Annotated in this window: 8 protein-coding genes; 6 read left to right on the forward strand and 2 right to left on the reverse strand. The window is 58.3% G+C overall.

Annotated elements, in window-relative coordinates:
* Positions 1 to 23: 23 nt before the first annotated feature.
* Both IEW17_RS00985 and IEW17_RS00990 read right to left on the reverse strand, forming a co-directional pair.
* Positions 24 to 1,481, reverse strand: coding sequence for a RagB/SusD family nutrient uptake outer membrane protein (locus IEW17_RS00985; RefSeq protein WP_188560133.1), 1,458 nt, complete (start codon positions 1,479 to 1,481; stop codon positions 24 to 26).
* 18 nt (positions 1,482 to 1,499) lie between these two features.
* The gene (locus IEW17_RS00990; protein WP_188560134.1) at positions 1,500 to 4,565 is read right to left on the reverse strand and encodes a SusC/RagA family TonB-linked outer membrane protein; all 3,066 of its coding nucleotides are present in this window, start codon (positions 4,563 to 4,565) and stop codon (positions 1,500 to 1,502) included.
* Positions 4,566 to 5,453: 888 nt separating this feature from the next.
* On the opposite strand from IEW17_RS00990, the gene IEW17_RS00995 reads away from it, so the two are divergent.
* The 6 genes from IEW17_RS00995 to IEW17_RS01020 all read left to right on the forward strand — a co-directional run bounded on the left by IEW17_RS00995 (position 5,454) and on the right by IEW17_RS01020 (position 17,172).
* Positions 5,454 to 8,717: a SusC/RagA family TonB-linked outer membrane protein gene (locus IEW17_RS00995; RefSeq protein WP_188560135.1), complete on the forward strand. Its 3,264-nt coding sequence runs from the start codon at positions 5,454 to 5,456 to the stop codon at positions 8,715 to 8,717.
* A 24-nt stretch (positions 8,718 to 8,741) separates the two neighbouring features.
* Positions 8,742 to 10,505: a SusD/RagB family nutrient-binding outer membrane lipoprotein gene (locus IEW17_RS01000; protein ID WP_188560136.1), complete on the forward strand. Its 1,764-nt coding sequence runs from the start codon at positions 8,742 to 8,744 to the stop codon at positions 10,503 to 10,505.
* Between the two features lie 36 nt (positions 10,506 to 10,541).
* A complete protein-coding gene (locus IEW17_RS01005; RefSeq protein WP_188560137.1) occupies positions 10,542 to 11,201 on the forward strand; it encodes a hypothetical protein in 660 nt (219 codons plus the stop codon).
* Between the two features lie 739 nt (positions 11,202 to 11,940).
* Positions 11,941 to 15,141 carry a SusC/RagA family TonB-linked outer membrane protein gene (locus IEW17_RS01010; protein WP_188560138.1) on the forward strand — a complete coding sequence of 1,067 codons (3,201 nt, stop codon included), beginning with the start codon at positions 11,941 to 11,943 and terminating at the stop codon, positions 15,139 to 15,141.
* A gap of 18 nt (positions 15,142 to 15,159) precedes the next feature.
* Complete coding sequence (locus tag IEW17_RS01015; RefSeq protein ID WP_188560139.1) at positions 15,160 to 16,650, forward strand: SusD/RagB family nutrient-binding outer membrane lipoprotein; 1,491 nt, start codon at positions 15,160 to 15,162, stop codon at positions 16,648 to 16,650.
* Positions 16,651 to 16,719: 69 nt separating this feature from the next.
* A complete protein-coding gene (locus IEW17_RS01020; RefSeq protein ID WP_188560140.1) occupies positions 16,720 to 17,172 on the forward strand; it encodes a hypothetical protein in 453 nt (150 codons plus the stop codon).
* Positions 17,173 to 17,341: the final 169 nt, after the last annotated feature.

Consider the following 17,341-nt stretch of genomic DNA (forward strand, 5'->3'; position numbering starts at 1 on the left):
TTGTGGGCAGATATCGCCAGGATTTAGGGGTTGGCGATATCCCAGGCCTTTTCGGCGGCCGGGCGCTGCAAGTTGGGGAACAACTTGTAGGGGGTAGTCGAGTAGGCCAGCGTTTGGGCGGGGCGAGCACCGATGGCGGGCGATACCACGGGCGGTGCCGAGAGCTTGTTCAAGCGGCGTAGGTCGACCAGGTAGTGGCCTTCGTAGAACAGGGAGTAGCGACGTTGAGCCAGGATTTCATCCCGGTAAGCTGCTGCGCCGCTCAAGCTAGCTGCCGGCAGCACAGCCAGGTTCCCGGCGCGGGTGCGGATGGCATTGATGTCGAGCAGTGAGCCAGCCAAGTCGTTGGTACCCACCCGAGCCTCAGCGGCAATCAGAATCAACTCCTCGTTGCGGATGATATCCAACGGCGAGGTTTGTGACGGAAATACCTGGGCTTCGTAAGTTCCAGTAATGGCCCCTACTACCTGTGGCGTGGTACGCCGGGGAGCTTTAGCCAAGCGCTGGTCGCCGGGCTCAGCTTCGGTTACGAAGTTATCAGGCACCGACACCAACGACGAAAGCAACGCATTGCTGGCCTGGAAGTAAGGATTACCGACATCGTTGGCCGTGGTGGGGCTGAATATCATTTTTGGCCCCAAGGTCAAGCTACCGGCCCGGTCGTAGAAGGAGGCGTTGAGCGCGGTCAGGGTTCCAGCGAAATCACCCTGATACAGGGATACGCGGGCAGCCAGCGCGCGGTTGAAGCGGATAAACGTAGCGGGTGTGTTGAAGCCGGCAAAGCCCCCGGACAGCGGGAACCCAAAAGCAGCCCCAGCGGCAGCCAGGTCCGTATTGGCCTGGTCAAGTTGCTGACGGATATTGGTCAGTGCTTCGGGCGAGCCGACAAATTTACCCGGCTTCAGGAGCTCGTCCACGGTGACACCGTCCAAACCAACCCGAATACCATTCTCGCCCTGAAGGTTGAGCAGGTGCAGCTTGCTCAGGGCCTCGTACGTGCGGGTGAAACCATCAATGCCTCTCTTCTGAGCAGCGTCGAGTACGGGGCTACCCGCTGCCGAGGCCCGAAAAACGCGGGCAGCGCGGCCCACACGAGCAAAGTCGGTGTACTGGCCGTTGTAGAAGGCCGCGTCATCAAGCACGATAACCGGAAGCTGAGTTGCGCCGCGGCGGCCCTGCAGCTCGTAGTACCAGCGGCTCTCGGTTGCGGCCTGCACCGTCACTTCCCGGCCCAGGGTGCCCAGCACCCGGTTGTGGGAGCTGTTGTTGGCGTGGCCTAGTCGCAGCGAAGCTTCCAGACCTACCGCCAGCGCGTTAATCTGCGCCTGGCTGGCATTGGTCAGAACGCTCTCGATGATGGCGTTGTTGGGGTCCAGCACCGGCTCGATTTCCGTCAGGTTGCAACCCGTAACCGAGAACAGGGCCGCCAGGGCTCCGGTCAGCAGTAGCGGCTGGGAGCGAAAATTTATGGTCGTTAACATGGGGGACAAGGGAGGAGATTAAAAGTCAAGATTGAGGTGGAAGAACACGCGCCGGGTGTTCGGGAAGCTCGTCACGTCCACCTGGGCTACGTTGGTAGTCGAGCCAAAAACCGAAACCTCGGGGTCGTAGCCCACATATTTGGTAAAGGTCAGCAAGTTGTTCCCCGATACCCCCACGCGGATGTTGCGGACGTACTCCTTGAAAACGCTGGTGCGCAGGCTGGCTGGCAGCGAATAGTAGATGCTGGCTTCGCGCAGGCGCACAAAACCGCTGTTCTGGATGAACTCGCGGGCAGTGCCGCCCTGCCGCTGAATGCCGTTGACTTCACCATCGCCGTCGTCGTCCTTGCTCCAGTCCGCCGTCGTGCCGCCTTCGTCCTTCAGCAACCGGCTCAGGTTGCTGGTATAGGAATCTTTGCGCCAAGCTACCAGGAAGTTCACTTCCACGCTCTTGGCGATGGTGAAGTTGTTGATGAACGACATGATGAAGCGCGGCTGCGCCTCTTCGTAACGGGTCAGGTTGCTGAAGGTGTTAGGGTTGTCGACGGCGCTGATGGGCGAACCGAACCACCGCGAGGGAGACTGGCCCAGGGTGAAGATATTACGACCAAAAGTGCTGCCAAAGCCGGTGCCGGTGTTGAAGGACGGCACCACGATGCGCGTCACCTCCGTGCGGTTGAGCGAGTAGAGCGTGGTCGAAGTCCAGCTGAAGTTGTCTTTGCGCACCGGCGTTACGCCCAGGCTAAGCTCCAGGCCGCGGTTGCGCAGGTCGCCCACCGGGAAGGCCCGGATGGAGGTCACGCCCGTACCGGGGGCCAGGTTGAAGGTTTGCACCAGATTTTTGGCGTACTTCTGGTACACCGAGGCTTCCAGCGTGATGCGGTTATCAAGGAAACCCAGGTCCAGACCGCCTTCCAATTCCGTGGCGCGCTCCGGCTCGATGTTCTTGTTGCCCACCAACGTGGAAGGAATAAAGCCCGGCCGGCCGCCGATGCTCACGTTATTCAACGGTGAGTAGATGGCGCCAAAGAAGGCGGGAGCACCCGTTTCGCCGTAGGCGGCCCGGAACTTCACCAGGTTGACCGAAGGCAGCTCGAAAAAGCTGAACTTGGTCAGGTTCACGGCAATGCGGCCGCTGGGGAAGGCGTAGTATTTATTTGCGTCGCCGTTGCGGCTCGACTTATCGAAACGAACGCTGCCGCCCAAAATAATCTGGTCGCGGAAGTTAATATCCTGCTGCACTACCTGGCCCAGGTCTTGCTCCGTCGTCGACGTAGCATCCTGCGTTACCAGTGAGCTGCGGCCGGGGTTGAGCGGGGTGCCCGGTGCCAGGTTCTGGCCCTGGCTGTAGGCGAAGTTCCGGTCGAAGCGCAAACGGACGGTTCCCAGCTGCGAGGTCATGTTGATGTTTTCGCCCAACGTCCAGTCGTAAACCAGGAAAGCCTGCAGGTTGGTATTGAGCGAGCGGTTGTTGACCACGCGCACGGCACCGGGGTTCGGCAGGCCACGCTGCGACTGCAAGTCGGCGGGCAGGGCTAGCAGGGCGCTGGTGTTGGCGTAGTCGATGCCGCCCTGTACGTTCAGGCGCAACGAAGATTTTTCGCGGTCCAGAATGCGCAGCACGCCGGTGAGGGCCTGGCCAGTGCGGTTGGTGGTCTCCTCGTTGACGCTGCGCTCCACGATGGCCAGCGGGTTATCGCCGCCGTAAGGGTTGTCCGGGAACACACCGGCTGCGTTGGGCCGCAGCTGCGCGTAGCTGGGCACATAAGCCAAGGTGTAGCCCAGGCCAACGCCGGCGTTGTCGTTGCCGGTGAAGCCGCGACGGTTCTTCGAGTTCGTGTAGTTCGAGGTCAGACCGATGTCAATCCGCTTGCCCAGCTTCTGGTCCACGTTGGCCCGGATAGAGTGGCGGGCGAAGCCCGTGTTCTTCACGATGCCGCCTTCGTCGGTAGTCGTCCCCGACACGTAGAATTTGGTAAGGTCGTTACCGCCCGACATGTTCAGCGTTGTGTTACGGACAAAGCCCGTATTACCGAAAATTTCTTTCTCGTAGTCGTAGATGCGACCGCCGGCAATGGCCTCGGCCAGCAGCTGCTTCTCATCGGCGCGGGCGGCGCGGGTGTCTGCCAGCGCCGTGTTGAAAGTTATCACCTGGGCCGGCGTAGGATTGGCTTGCAGTACCGGCAACGGACGCAGCAAGTCGATTTTCTCCGGGGTAAAGTCTTCCTTACCCAGCAAGCGGATGGCTTTGGCAAAGCCCAGGTCTTGGGTGAAACCAACGCGGGTCTTGCCGGCGGCTCCGCGCTTGGTGCGGATGATGATAACGCCGTTGGAGGCACGCTGGCCGTAGATGGCGGCCGCGCTGGAGCCTTTCAGCACCTCGATGCTTTCGATGTCGTTGGGGTTGATGTCGGAAATACGGTTCACCGCGTTGTCTTGCGAAGTCCGGCCAGCACCACCCGATGCTTGCGAGAAGGCGGCGCTGCCAGCACCGTTGCCCACCTCATCGTTCACGGCGTACACGCCATCGATGATGTACAGCGGCTGGGAGCTACCAGTCAGCGTCGAGATGCCGCGCAGCTGCACTGAAACCCCACCGCCCGGCGCACCGGAGGTCTGGGAGATGTTGGCACCCACGATTTTACCGCTCAAGGCCGCGTCTACCGTCACTGGACGGGTACTGCCAATCAACTCCTTTGCCGATACCGTGGTGATGGCATTAGCAAGGTTGGAGCGCTTAACGTTCGTAGCCAAACCGGACACCACTACTTCGTCCAAGTTACGCACCTCAACTGCCAGCGCTACATCCACAGTGGCCGACGAGGTGATGTCCCGGTCAGTGGTCTTAAAACCAATCGAGCTAAACTGCAGGGTAGTAGTAGAAGCCGGTACAGAAAGGGTGAATTGCCCCTCGGCGTTGGTCGCCGTACCAATTTTAGTGCCTTTGACCAGCACCGTTGCGCCGGGCAAGCCTTGGCCATTTGACCCATCTGTGACCCGACCGGACACGGATTTGTCTTGGGCAACCGCCTGCTGCAACAGGCAGGTCATCAGTAAGACGACCATGAAAAAAAAGTGCTTCATGTATGAGTGAAAGTGGTGAGTAAAAAAGTGAAAAGTAGGTAAGGTGGAGAAAAGAAAATTGCACTCCGCGATAGAGTAATCAAGTGGCAAGGTATTACAAGTTTTCTTGTTACGCTAATATTGACCTAGCCCCATTTCTGACCGCTTTTCCTGAATTTGACCTGAATTGATACGAAAGCTGTGGTTTCCACTCCCGCCTACAAACCTGTTAAGCACTGGCATGCTTGATAGTTAACCCACAATTCGAGAGTCTTCTTACTAACTTGGGCACCTGTTCGCAATGGTAGTGAGAATGCGGAAATATTGTAATTCAACCAAATAGCAGATTGCCGTTTAGGCTGCATTTTCAATAGGTGAAGAGGCTATTTATTTGAGGCATTGGCCTCTGAGGTATTTAGCACAGTTGCCTTCATAGCATTTTAGAGCAGTTTCGAAGTTCGTGTGCATGGGCGATGTAGCGTGGACTCTGCGAGTCCGCGCCTGGCCCGGCTCGGCCCAGCCGACACGCGGACTCGCAGAGTCCACGCTACACATACACTAACCCCGGAACCGCTCTAACGCTATTTCTAACCTCTGCTTATGGTCGGGATTTCGAGGCATTTTTCATCAGGGTGCTGCCATATAAATCCACGCACAACGGCATCAAGTTGATGTTTCTTGTTGCGCCGGCTTAAGGTCCAAGCCTCACACTCTACCTCTCGCTACCTATCAACTGATGTTAGGCAGTGTGTTGCTGGCGTGCGCAACATCAGTTAATAATCGGCTCTGCAACTACAGGTAGTCCGGTACGTGGCGGGGTTTTCGGCAAAAGCCGTACTTTCAGCTTTTAAATTCTTGCCATCCTAACTCTTTTTCCCGCTTTTCTCACACACCCATTTTTGTAAATCAATGAAGAGAACCTTACTATTAAGTCTGCTTCTACTCCTGACCCTGACCGGGCGGAGCTGGGCGCAGAGCCGGCCCGTATCGGGCCGTATATTGGACAGAGGCACCAACGAAGGCTTGCCCGGTGTGAGTGTTATCGTGAAAGGCACCACCACCGGCACGGCCACCGATGCGGAAGGCCGCTACGCTTTGAACGTGGCCGGCCCCACCGCCGTGCTGCAATTCAAATACCTGGGCTACGTATCGGTGGAACAAGCCGTGGGCAGCTCCGCTACCATTGACGCCTCGATGGTCGTGGATGCCAAGCAGCTGGACGAGGTAGTGGTGACGTCGCTGGGCATTCAGCGCGAGAAGCGCGCCCTGGGCTATGCCGTGGCCAGTATAAAAGCGGAGCAAGTGGTGCAGAAGTCCGAGCCGGATATTCTGCGCACGCTGTCGGGCAAGGTGCCGGGCGTGAACATTGTGAGCTCGAGCGGGGTACCCGGCGCTTCGTCGCGTATCACCATTCGGGGCAACACGTCGCTGCTGGGCAACAACCAGCCGCTGTTCGTAGTGGATGGCGTGCCCTACGACAACTCGCAGACCGAGTCGGAAAACCAGCTGGTGCGCGGCGCGGGCTATTCCAGCCGCACGGCCGACATCGACCCCAACAACATCGAGGACATACAGGTGCTGAAAGGTGCCGCGGCTTCGGCGCTCTACGGCTCACGGGCCGCTGGTGGCGTTATTGTAATCACCACCAAAACCGGCAGCGGCAAGAGCGGAGCCAAGGGGGTGCAGATTGGGTACAGCACGGGCTATTCGATTGAGCAAATCGCGGGCCTGCCCGAGTACCAGAATAAGTACGGCACCGGGGCCAACTTCGGCAGTGGCGGCAACGACTACCGCACCAACGGCTCGTGGGGCCCTTCGTTCAGCACCGGCATTGAGCTACCGGGGCTCCCCCGCAATACCCTCCCCCACCCCCAGGCGGGCAACAGTAACCTGGGCATTGATTTGAGTGCCACGATTCCCTACCAGGCCTACCCCAACAACGTTAAAGACTACTTCAACACCGGCCACCTGTTCGAAAACTCAGTATCGCTGACGGGTAGCGGCGAGAACACGACGTTCACGACCATCGTGTCGCGCGCCGACAACGAGGGCACTATCCCCAACTCCCGCTTCGTGCGCAGCAACATCAGCGCCGGTGGTTCGGGCCACTTCAACAAGTTCACCGTGAAGGGTACCGTGGGCTACTCCAACACCGAGCAGCAGGGCCCGCAGCTGGGTGCCAATAACGCCTTTGGCAGCGCGTCGGCCTTTGCCCGCACGTTGTTCATCCCGCGCAACATGGACCTGCAGGGCCTTCCCTACATCGACCCGGTGACGCGCCAGCAGTACTTCGGCTGGCTGTCGGCCCAGGCCGATAACCCCCGGTGGAGCACCGAAAACAACCAGTACATCTCGCGGGTAGACCGCGTGACGGCCAATGCCAGCGCGAGCTACGCCTTCCGCGACTGGCTGTCGCTGACGTATTCGGGCGGCGTGAACACCTACACCGACAACCGCCGCACCACCGTGCGCCCCGGCTCCAATGGCTACGGCGGCGATGGCAACGTACTGGAAGACAACATTCAGAATACGGAGCTCGACCAGAATATCCTGCTGACCTTCGATAAGAACCTGACCGAAGACATCAGCCTGCGCGCCACCGTGGGGCAAAACATCAACCAGCGCAGCCAGAACTTTCTGGCCTATGCCGGCCGCGGCATTATCGTGTTCGGCATCGATAACATCGAAAACACCCGGGAGAAGAACACCAACGGCTACGATTTCTCCAAGCGCCGCCTGATGGGCTTGCTCGGCGAAGCTACCGTGGGCTACAAGGACTGGGCCTTCCTTACCGGCACGGCCCGCAACGACTGGTCATCGACGCTGAACAAGAATGGCGAGGTGGGCAACAGCGGCCGGTCGTTCTTCTATTCGGGCCTCAGCGGCTCAGTTATCATCAACGAAGCCCTGGCGCTGGATATTCCCTGGCTGTCGCTGGCCAAGCTGCGCGCAGCTTACGGCCGCGTGGGCCGCGATGCCAACCCGTACGTAGCGGGTCCCGTTCGCTACACCATCAACCCTTCATTCGGCAACGCCGGCCAGGGTATCGGCACCGAATTCCCCTTGAATGGTACGCCGGGCCTAAGCTTGGGCGGCGCCATCGGCAACCCCGCGCTTACGCCGGAGTTCACCAACGAGTTCGAGTTTGGCACCGAGTTTTCGTTCCTGCAAAACCGGGTGACGCTGGAGGCTTCGTATTACAACCGTAGCTCGACCAATCAGATTGCGCCCATTGCCCTCGACGCGGGTACCGGCTTCGGTTCGTACTTCACCAATTTCGGAGAAATCACCAATGAGGGCGTGGAAATCGCTTTCACGGGCAAGCCCGTGCAAACTAAAGACTTCCAGTGGAGCAGCACGTTCAACTTCACGCACAACAAGAATAAGGTGGTGAGCCTGATTGAGGGCCTGCCCCAAATCGCGTTCGGCACGAGCTTCGGCGGCGGCATTCAGGCCATTTTGAAGCCGGGTGAAGACTACGGCGTGTTCTACGGCCGCCGCGCCGCCCGCGATGAAAACGGCAAATACCTGATTAATCCCGCCACCGGCTACCTCATTGCCGACCAGAACCAGCAGGTAATCGGCAATCCGAACCAGCAGTTCCAAATGGGCTTCATCAACCAGTTCACTTACAAAGGCATCACGATGAACGTGCTGGTGGACTACCGCAAGGGCGGCGACCTGTACTCGACCACCCTGCAGTCCTACCTCGGCCGTGGCGTAACGAAGGATACCGAGGACCGTGAGCGGCTGCTTATCATCAACGGGGTGCAGGGCGACCCCGCCACGCGCACGCCCCTGCGCAACGCCGACGGCTCGACGATTCCCAACAACACGGCCATCTCGGTGAACGACTACTACTTCAGCTCGGGCGCGGCCGGCCTGGTGGGGGCCATCGACGAGAAAGGCGTGTACGATGCCACCACGGTGCGCCTGCGCGAAATCTCGCTGGGCTACGACCTGCCCAAGGCGTTGCTGGCCAAAACGCCTTTTGGCGTAGTCAACGTTTCGGTGTCGGGCCGCAACCTGTACTGGTACTCGCCCAACATTCCGAAGTACACCAACTTCGACCCCGAAACCAGCACGTTCGGCTCGAGCAACCAGCAGGGCTTCGAGTACACCAACGCGCCCAACACCCGGCGCTACGGTGTGAACCTGCGCGTGAACTTCTAATTCAGACCTCGACATATTCTTCTCATGAAACTACGTTCTATTTCCACCGCGCTGGTCGTTTCCAGCCTGTTGCTGGGAACCTCGGGGTGCAAAGACTTTTACGACGTCAACGTCGACCCTATTCATCCCATTAAAGCCGATTTGCAGCAGCTGCTGCCCGTGACGCAGACGGCGGCTTCTACGTACCTGGGCTTCAGCATTGCCGGCATCGGCCAGGCCACGTCGGCCCTGATGGGGCAGCTCTCCAACGGCCGGGGCATTGGCACCTACCAGCAGAACGGCGACTCGTTCGGCAACCAGTGGGGCGGCCTGTATTCCGACATGCTCGCCAACAACGAGCAAATCATCACGCAAGGCACGACCGAGCAGCGCCTGAGTTACGTGGGCATTGCGCAAATCCAGAAAGCCTACGTCATCAGCCAGATGGTTGACATGTTCGGCGATATCCCTTATTCGGAGGCGTTGAAAGGGGCGGCCAACCTGGCCCCGCGCTACGACAAGGACGCGGACATCTACAACGGCAACCCCGGCCTGGGCATCCAAAGCCTGTTTTCGCTGATTGACGACGGCATTGCCAACCTGGACAAGGGCAAAGGCGTCATTGTGCGAAATGACCTTATCTACGAAGGTGATTTGGCTAAGTGGGCCCGCCTGGGCCGCACGCTCAAGCTGAAGCTGTACGTGCAGATTCGCAAGACCCGCGCCGATGGCTTCCGGCCCGAAATCAGTGCGTTGCTGGCGAACCCCAGTAACCTGATGAGTAGCGCACCGAACAACGACTTTGAGTTCAAGTACGGGACCTCGAGCACGCCTGCTAACCGCAACATCGGTTTCCTGGCGGATTATGTTGATGTTGGGCGCGAAAACAGCATCGGGCGGTACCTCTACCTGCTGATGCGGTATGGCAACGGCGTCAGGGTACCGAGCAGTAACTTACGCTCCCCTGACCCTCGCATTTCTTATTATTTTTTCAACCAACAACCAGCAGCCACCGCTGCCGCCAGCACCGCCACTTACGACTTCCAGGACCCTGCGCGACCGGCCTTCATCACGATTCGCCAAGGCAGCACAGGTCCGGCCAGCAACGGGATATCGTCCAATACGCGTACCCTACCTGGCTTGTATCCCGTGGGCGGGCGCTGGGACGATGGCCGTGGTGGCAACGCCAACACCACCTTCGGGCGGGGCTCCGTAGCCCAGCGCCTGCTGCCCTTTTTCAACCTTAAGTTTTTGGAAGCTGAAGCCCAACTGGTCGTCCTCAATGACCGGATGGCAGCCCGCACCGCCCTGGAAGCGGCCATAGATGCCTCCTTCGCAAAGGTGAACGCCATTGCATTGGCAGAAGGCACTTCCACTCCGGCAACACCTTCCTCGCCGCCCTCCCAGACGCCTATAAATCCTCTTGTTCCACCGCCAGTGCTCGGAGTAATTCCACCGTTGGTTATTGAAGCCTACCGCAATGCCGTTCTGGCACGGTTCGATGCCGCGGCCCAGCCGCTCCAGATAATCATGGAGGAAAAGTATGTCTCCAGCTTCGGCATGGGCCCGGACATCTATACCGACTGGCGCCGCACGGGCTTCCCCATCATTACCGTGCCCGACAACGCCAACATCGGCAGCAACGCGGGCCTGGTGGAGGACGGCGATGCCGATACCCGCGGGGCCGGCTTATTCCCCCGCCGGTTGTTCTATTCGCAGGGGTCGCTCACGGCCAATCCCAACCCGGCAGCCCCCAAGCGCCAGCTTACCGAGTCGGATGCCAACTACCGCATTTTCTGGGACCGATAGCCCCCTCCACTCCCTTCGCTTTAACCAGCTCAGTTTATGAAAAAGGTAATTTTTGGCCTGATACTACTCTCGGCAATGGGCTCGCTCAGCGCCTGCAAGGACAGCAGTAAGATTCCGGCTCCGGAAGTAACCAGCGTGCCGCTCATCCTCCCCCGGCTCAGCTCAGACCCCGCCAAGACGTATTTCGATACCCAACGGGCCAACGTCAGCATCAACAGGTTGGCCACCCTACCCAACCCGACGCGCCCGGTGCTGGAGTTCTTCATTGATATCCCCGACCAGCGCGACGTGAAGATTAAGACCGTCGAAGTCTACAAAAGCTTCAAGCGCCTCGGTCAGCCCATTGGGCCGCGTGCCCTATCCGGCAGCTACACTTCTTTCCCGGCTACCGTGTCGCTCACCAGCCAGGAAGCTCTTTCGGGTCTGCAACGGCTGTTGTTCTCAACCGCCCCCCTGCCCTCGCTCAGCCTACTTCTTGCGGCGACTCCCAGTGCCCCCAATACGCCCAACCCTATCTCAAGTGGCGACGCCATCATCTTCACGTTCGAATACGTGCTGGAGGATGGTTCGCGGGTAATTCTCACCCCGCTCACGGATGTTAAGCTGGATGGAGTGGGCACCCCCCCGGCCAGAGTCATCTCGGGGACTCAGATTAATGCCCCTTACGCTTTATACGGTAGTTTTAAGGTAATTTAAGCCTACTAACCTGCCGCTTGGCATCACTGGCCCAATGGCTGGCCTGCTTTCCAGCGCCTTCGGATTCAACGAATCCGAAGGCGCTGTTGCGTTTGCCTGGTTTCAACTTGTTTCCCCTTCTTCATCTGCACGCCTTTCATTTTGCCTGAATCAGGAAATCAACCAAATAGCTACAACTGTAAATCCCAAGGAAACACGAAAGCTGCCTGGCAATCACTGATTTTACGCACTGCGCTACTGGCGCGCGTCTGCGACACATTGCCCACCGGCATCGAGTCTGCGACTCGGCCGCAAACGACTGGCGGCAGGACTTGCCAACGGCCCGGTACGCGAGCCAGAGGCTCGAAACCAAGCGGCAACGCGTCACAGATGCGCGCCGGCGGCGGCGTAACCGCAATAATCAGTAGTCAGAATTACTACGATTTCCAGATTAGTATACATCAGATGAGATGCGACCCTTCACGTTTCTCCACCCGTTTGGCAAATCAAGTATCCCGACTGGTAAATCGCTCGGGAGAAAGCACTTCGCGAGCATACGCCAAATTAAGAACACCAGAAATGACAAGTGCGCGAAGCAGAAAAACGCTTCAAAATCGTTTTTTTTCAAATAATATCTCTCCATACCTGCTTGGATGTATTCAGAATTAGATTTTGATTCTTCTCCAAAATATGGTGGCTGTGCCTTAGTTTTGGCAGTAGAAAAATTTCTTGATGTTTTTTTAATCTTAACCTTTTATTCATGAAAAAAATCTTACTCATGAGTCTTGTGCTCATGTTTACTCTTCTTCATGGGGCAGTTGCGCAAACGCGCTCGGTCTCGGGCAGAGTAACAGACCAGAAATCCGGCGAAGGGCTGCCCGGCGTAACGATTCTGCTCAAGGGCACGACCAACGGTATTTCGACTAACTCGGACGGTGCCTACACCCTCACCGTACCCCAGAGCGGCGGGACGCTGGTGTTTTCCTCCGTGGGCATGGCTACCCAGGAAAAGGCCCTCGGCTCCGAATCGCAGATTAATGCTGCCCTGGCGCAGGACACCAAGCAGTTGAGCGAAGTCGTCATCACGTCATTCGGTCGGGAGCAGGAGAAAAAAGCCATTGGCTTCTCGGTTGCCGAAATTCAATCGCGCGAGTTGACGCAGGCCCGCGCTACCAATATCTCGAACTCACTCACGGCAAAGGTGGCCGGGGTGCGCGTGCAAGCCGCCAACGGCATGGTGGGCGCTTCGTCGAGCATTTTTATTCGGGGCATGACCACTTTCACGTCCAGCAACCAGCCCTTGTTCGTGGTGGACGGCATTCCGATTGACAACGGCGGCGGCGACAACGCCCTGCAAAACGGCGTATCGAACTCGAACCGCGCCATCGACATCAACCAGGACGACGTGGAAAGCATCTCGGTGCTGAAAGGTCCGGCGGCGGCCGTGCTCTACGGCTCACGGGCCGCTTCGGGGGCTATCATCATCACGTTGAAGAAGGGAGCCCGGTACGGAGCCAAAAAGCAGAGCGTCTCCATCACCTCGAACTACAACCTAGTGCAGGTAGGCCGCACCCCCGATTACCAGAACACCTACGGCCAGGGCAACCAGGGCATATTCAGACCCCTGAGTAATTCGTCGTGGGGTCCGGCGGCAACGGGTCAGAATGTCACCAACTTCCGCGGCGAGCAGGAGCCACTTACCATCAACCCGAATAACGTGAAGGACCTGTTCAAATCAGGTTACAACTTTCAGAACAACCTCGCCTTGTCGGGTGCCACCGACCGCCTGCGCTACTATGCCTCGTACGGCAACCTGAAGGAAACCGGCATTTTGAGCAATAACGAGTTGAACCGCAACACGCTCACTTTTACCGGCAGCGCGCAGCTCACCGACAAGCTGCGCTCGGGCACCAGCGTTATCTACACGAATAACCAATCACGGCGGACTCCTCAGGGCAACGTGTTGGCCAATCCGTTCTTCCGCACCTGGTTTCTGCCGCGCAGCTACGATATCAACCGCTACCCTTCCGAGCTGCCCGACGGCAGCCAGCAGGGCGCGGCCGTAGCTGGCACCTTCACGCCGAACAATACGTGGTACAGCAACGACGACAATCCCCTGTGGACCATCAAAAACAACACCTACCAAGACGAGGTCAACCGCGTGGTGGGCAACGTCAGCATGGGGTACGACTTCACCCCGTGGCTGTCGCTGGATTATAAGCTGGGCGTAGATACCTACAACCAAGCATCGCAGGCGGTTAACGGCCGCGGCAGCCGCGGCGTGAGCATCGGCGGCGGTGCGGCACTAGTGGGCAACCTGCGGGACCAATCCTTAACGCGCACCGAAATCAGCTCCTATCTGACGGCCAACCTGAAGCACGACATCACCGAAGACTTCAACGTTCGTCTGCTGTTGGGCAACGAGATAAACCAGCGCAAGACGGTCGACATCGGAGTGCTGGGCAGCGACCTGCAGGTTCGCTACTTCAACAGCATCAACAACGCCGTGGCGTACCAGCCCTTTGGCGAGCGCACCAATCGCCGCCTCGTCGGCCTCTTTGGCGACCTGGCCCTGGGCTACCGTGGCTTCGCTACCCTCACTTTGTCGGGGCGTAACGACCGTTCGTCTTCGTTTGTCACGAACAGCGGAGTCCCCGGCAAAAACAGCTATTTCTACCCCGCTGCCTCGGCTAGCTTGGTCCTGTCGGACGCCTTGCCAATGCTGAAAGGCAATACCACGGTAAACCTGGTCAAGTTGCGGGCGGCAGCGGCCAAAGTTGGTCGCGAAGCACCCATTTACGTGACTGACACGTACTTCTCGGCCGCCAACAACCCGGCCGACGGATTTGGCCCGAACATCACGTACCCCTTTCGTGGGCAGCTTGGGCAGTCGTTGAATGACACGGGCGGCAACGCAAGCCTGGGTCCTGAGTTTACGACCAGCTACGAAACAGGCGTAGACCTGGGCTTTTTCGGCGGCCGGATTGCCGTTGAGGCTACTATCTACAAGCAGCGCAGTACCGACCTGATTTTTGCTGTGCCCGTGGCTGCGGGTTCGGGCTTTTCCAATGCCTTCAAGAATGCGGGCATTACCGAAGCCAAAGGCATTGAGCTGCTGATTAGCACTACCCCGATTAAAACGAAAAATTTCACTTACTCCAACTCGTTCAACTTCTCACGGATACGCAACACGGTGGTCGAGCTGGCCGTGGGTGTACCCCAGATTACGCTGGGCGGCTTCACTACGCCTAGTACCCGCCTCATTGCCGGGCAGCCGTACGGGGTTATTTTCGGCAGCGTGTTTAAGCGTGAGCGCGTGGACGAAAAGGGCCGGCCCCAGGGTAAGCTGCTGCTTACCCAGAACGGCCGCACCGACATTGCTTCCGATAACCAAATCATCGGCGACCCCAACCCAAACTGGGTGGGTGGCCTGTCCAACAACTTCTCGTTCAAGGGTTTCACCCTGAGCACGCTGTTGGACATTCGTTACGGTGGCGACATCATTTCGCGCAACGTGAGTGACCTGCGTCGTCAGGGAGCAGCCAAAGAAACCGGCGAGCGCAACAAGACCTATGTCATCGACGGGGTCATTCCGAACCTGAATGCTGATGGCAGTGCCAATGGTACGTTCCGCACCAACAACGTACAGATTACGGCCGAGAACTACTTCGACGACCTGTACGGGTTTGGCAGAGCCGAGTTCGTGGTGTTCGATGCCTCCTGGCTGCGGCTGCGCGAAGTGGCGCTGAACTACGTGCTGCCCAAGTCCCTGACCGACAAAACCTTCTTGGGCAGCGTCGAAATCGGGCTCAATGCGCGCAACGTCTTCTTGTACGCGCCCAACGTGCCGCACATCGACCCGGAGGTGAACGCCCAAGGCCAGAGCAACTCGCAGGGCCTGGAATTCAACGCCCTGCCCCAGTCGCGTACTTATGGCGGCTCGATTCGCCTTTCCTTCTAATTGAATAATCCGGATTTTATGAGAGCTTTCAAATTATTCGCCCTGGCCGCAGCCGGTACCGCGAGCCTGGGGCTATTCGCCTCGTGCGAGAAGTTCCTGGACGTTAACCAGAACCCCAACGCCGTGCTGGAGGCCCCCGCTTCCAACATTCTGGTAGCCGCCGAAACGTCGCTGGGCTTCCTGATGGGGTCGGACCTGCACCGTTACACTTCGCTCATCGTACAGCAGTTTGCCGGGCAAGGCGGCTCAGGTATTCAAGCAGCTGAGTTCGACCGCTACAACATCACGCCCACCGACATCAACAACGTGTGGCGCGGCGCCATCTACGCCGGCAGCCTGGCCGACATGCAGAAGCTGATTGACCAGACCCAGGCCACCAGCCCCAAGTATGCCGGCATCGCGAAGATTGCTAAAGGCTTCCTGTTTTCAGTAACTACGGACGCATTTGGCGACATTCCATTCTCGGAAGCGTTGCTATTTGACAAGAACTTTGCGCCCAAGTACGACGCGTCCGCTGCCGTATACACCGGCATCATTGCCTTGCTCAACGATGGTATCAGCGACCTCAAGAAGCAGTCATTGCTTACCCCTGGCAATGACGACTTGATTTATGGCGGCGACCTTGCAAAATGGGAACGGCTGGCCAACACCCTGAAGTTGCGCCTCTATCTGCACTCTTTCCCGAAAGTAACTGCTGCTTCAAATGCAGACTTCGCGGCCCTGCTCGCCGCGCCCGCATCAATTTTCTTCCGCAACAACGCCGACAACTTTCTGTTGCGTTTTGAGGCGATAGCGAATAAGAACAACCCGATTGACCAGTTCGAAAAGTCGCGCAACAACACCTTTTTCCCCAGCGTGACGCTGGTGAACCTGATGAATGCCAAGGCGGACCCCCGCCGGCCAGCTTACCTGACGCTGCTCCCGGCCGTTCCGGCCACTCCAACCACTCCGGCAATTCCGGCCGCTTATGTAGGGGCAGCTAACGGAACAGGTGTGACTGGTGTGTTTTCGAATTTTTCGCGCATGAACACTTACCTGCGCGGCAACCCAATTCCGGGTGGCTCGGGGTTCAATAACTTCGATGGTACCGCCCCCATCCGCATGCTCACGTTTGCTGAGTACAACCTCATTCTCGCCGAGTATTACGCCCGCACCGGTAACCTGGCCTCGGCTCAAACGTCGCTCACGGCTGGCATCACGGCCTCGATGGACGACGCTGGCGTAGCATCAGCTGACCGCACCGCCTACATTGCTGCCCGGCCAGCCCTCACGGCGGCAAACGCCGTGCAAATCATTGTTGAGGAGAAATTTATTGCCAACTACGGTGTGGCGGTAGAGCCCTGGACTGATTACCGCCGCACTGGATTTCCAACGCTGGCTGTCCCAGCCAATTCAAGCATTTCGGCCATCCTGCGGGTGCTGCCCTATTCTGACTTGGAGCGCACTTCAAACCCCAACACCCCGGCACGGCCAAACCTGACTACGCCGACGGTCTTCTGGGACAAATAGTGCGCCATTTGGGCGCTGTTTGCAGCAAGCGCAGCGCCCAAACTCACCTCCTCTTATAAATCTCTTCGCATGAAAAAGAATCCCTTATCGCCGCTGCTGCTGCTGCTCTTGTCCGTGCTGACACTTGCCAGCTGCAAAAAAACCGAAACGGACTACAACGTGGGGCCCAAGCTCCAAATCGTGTTCGATAACGACATCGACAAAGTCACGGCTGACTACAAAGTGGGCAGCACCTTCAGCCTGCGGGTGGCGGCCGCCGGTGCCACATCGGTAAGCATTGTGACAACCTACACTTCGGGAACAACTCGCACGGTCAACCTGGGAAACATTCCGGTGGTTGATGGCGTGGCTACGATATCAGTTCCGGCTAATAGCCTCCGCGCCACTGGCGACGGTCTGCCTGTTGGGGCGGGCAGCTCGCCCGTTTCGTCGCGGGCCGCCAATACCTATACGCTCAGAGTCGATGCTACGGGGAACGGCACCACTGAGCGCCGTTTCTTCAGCGCCGTGTTAGTCCAATAGCTAGCGCGTTGCGCTTGGCTTAACATGGGTAAAAGCCCTGGCTCTGAGAGCCAGGGCTTTTTTTGTTACCTATTTTCATTACCATCAAGGCTGCCTTTGACCGTGAGCCTGTTTAGGGTTTTTGGCGGCGGGCAGAGTGGGCAGCAAAAAGACTCCCAAAAAAGTCGGA

The organism is Hymenobacter frigidus (assembly GCF_014640435.1).
GTDB lineage: Bacteria > Bacteroidota > Bacteroidia > Cytophagales > Hymenobacteraceae > Hymenobacter > Hymenobacter frigidus.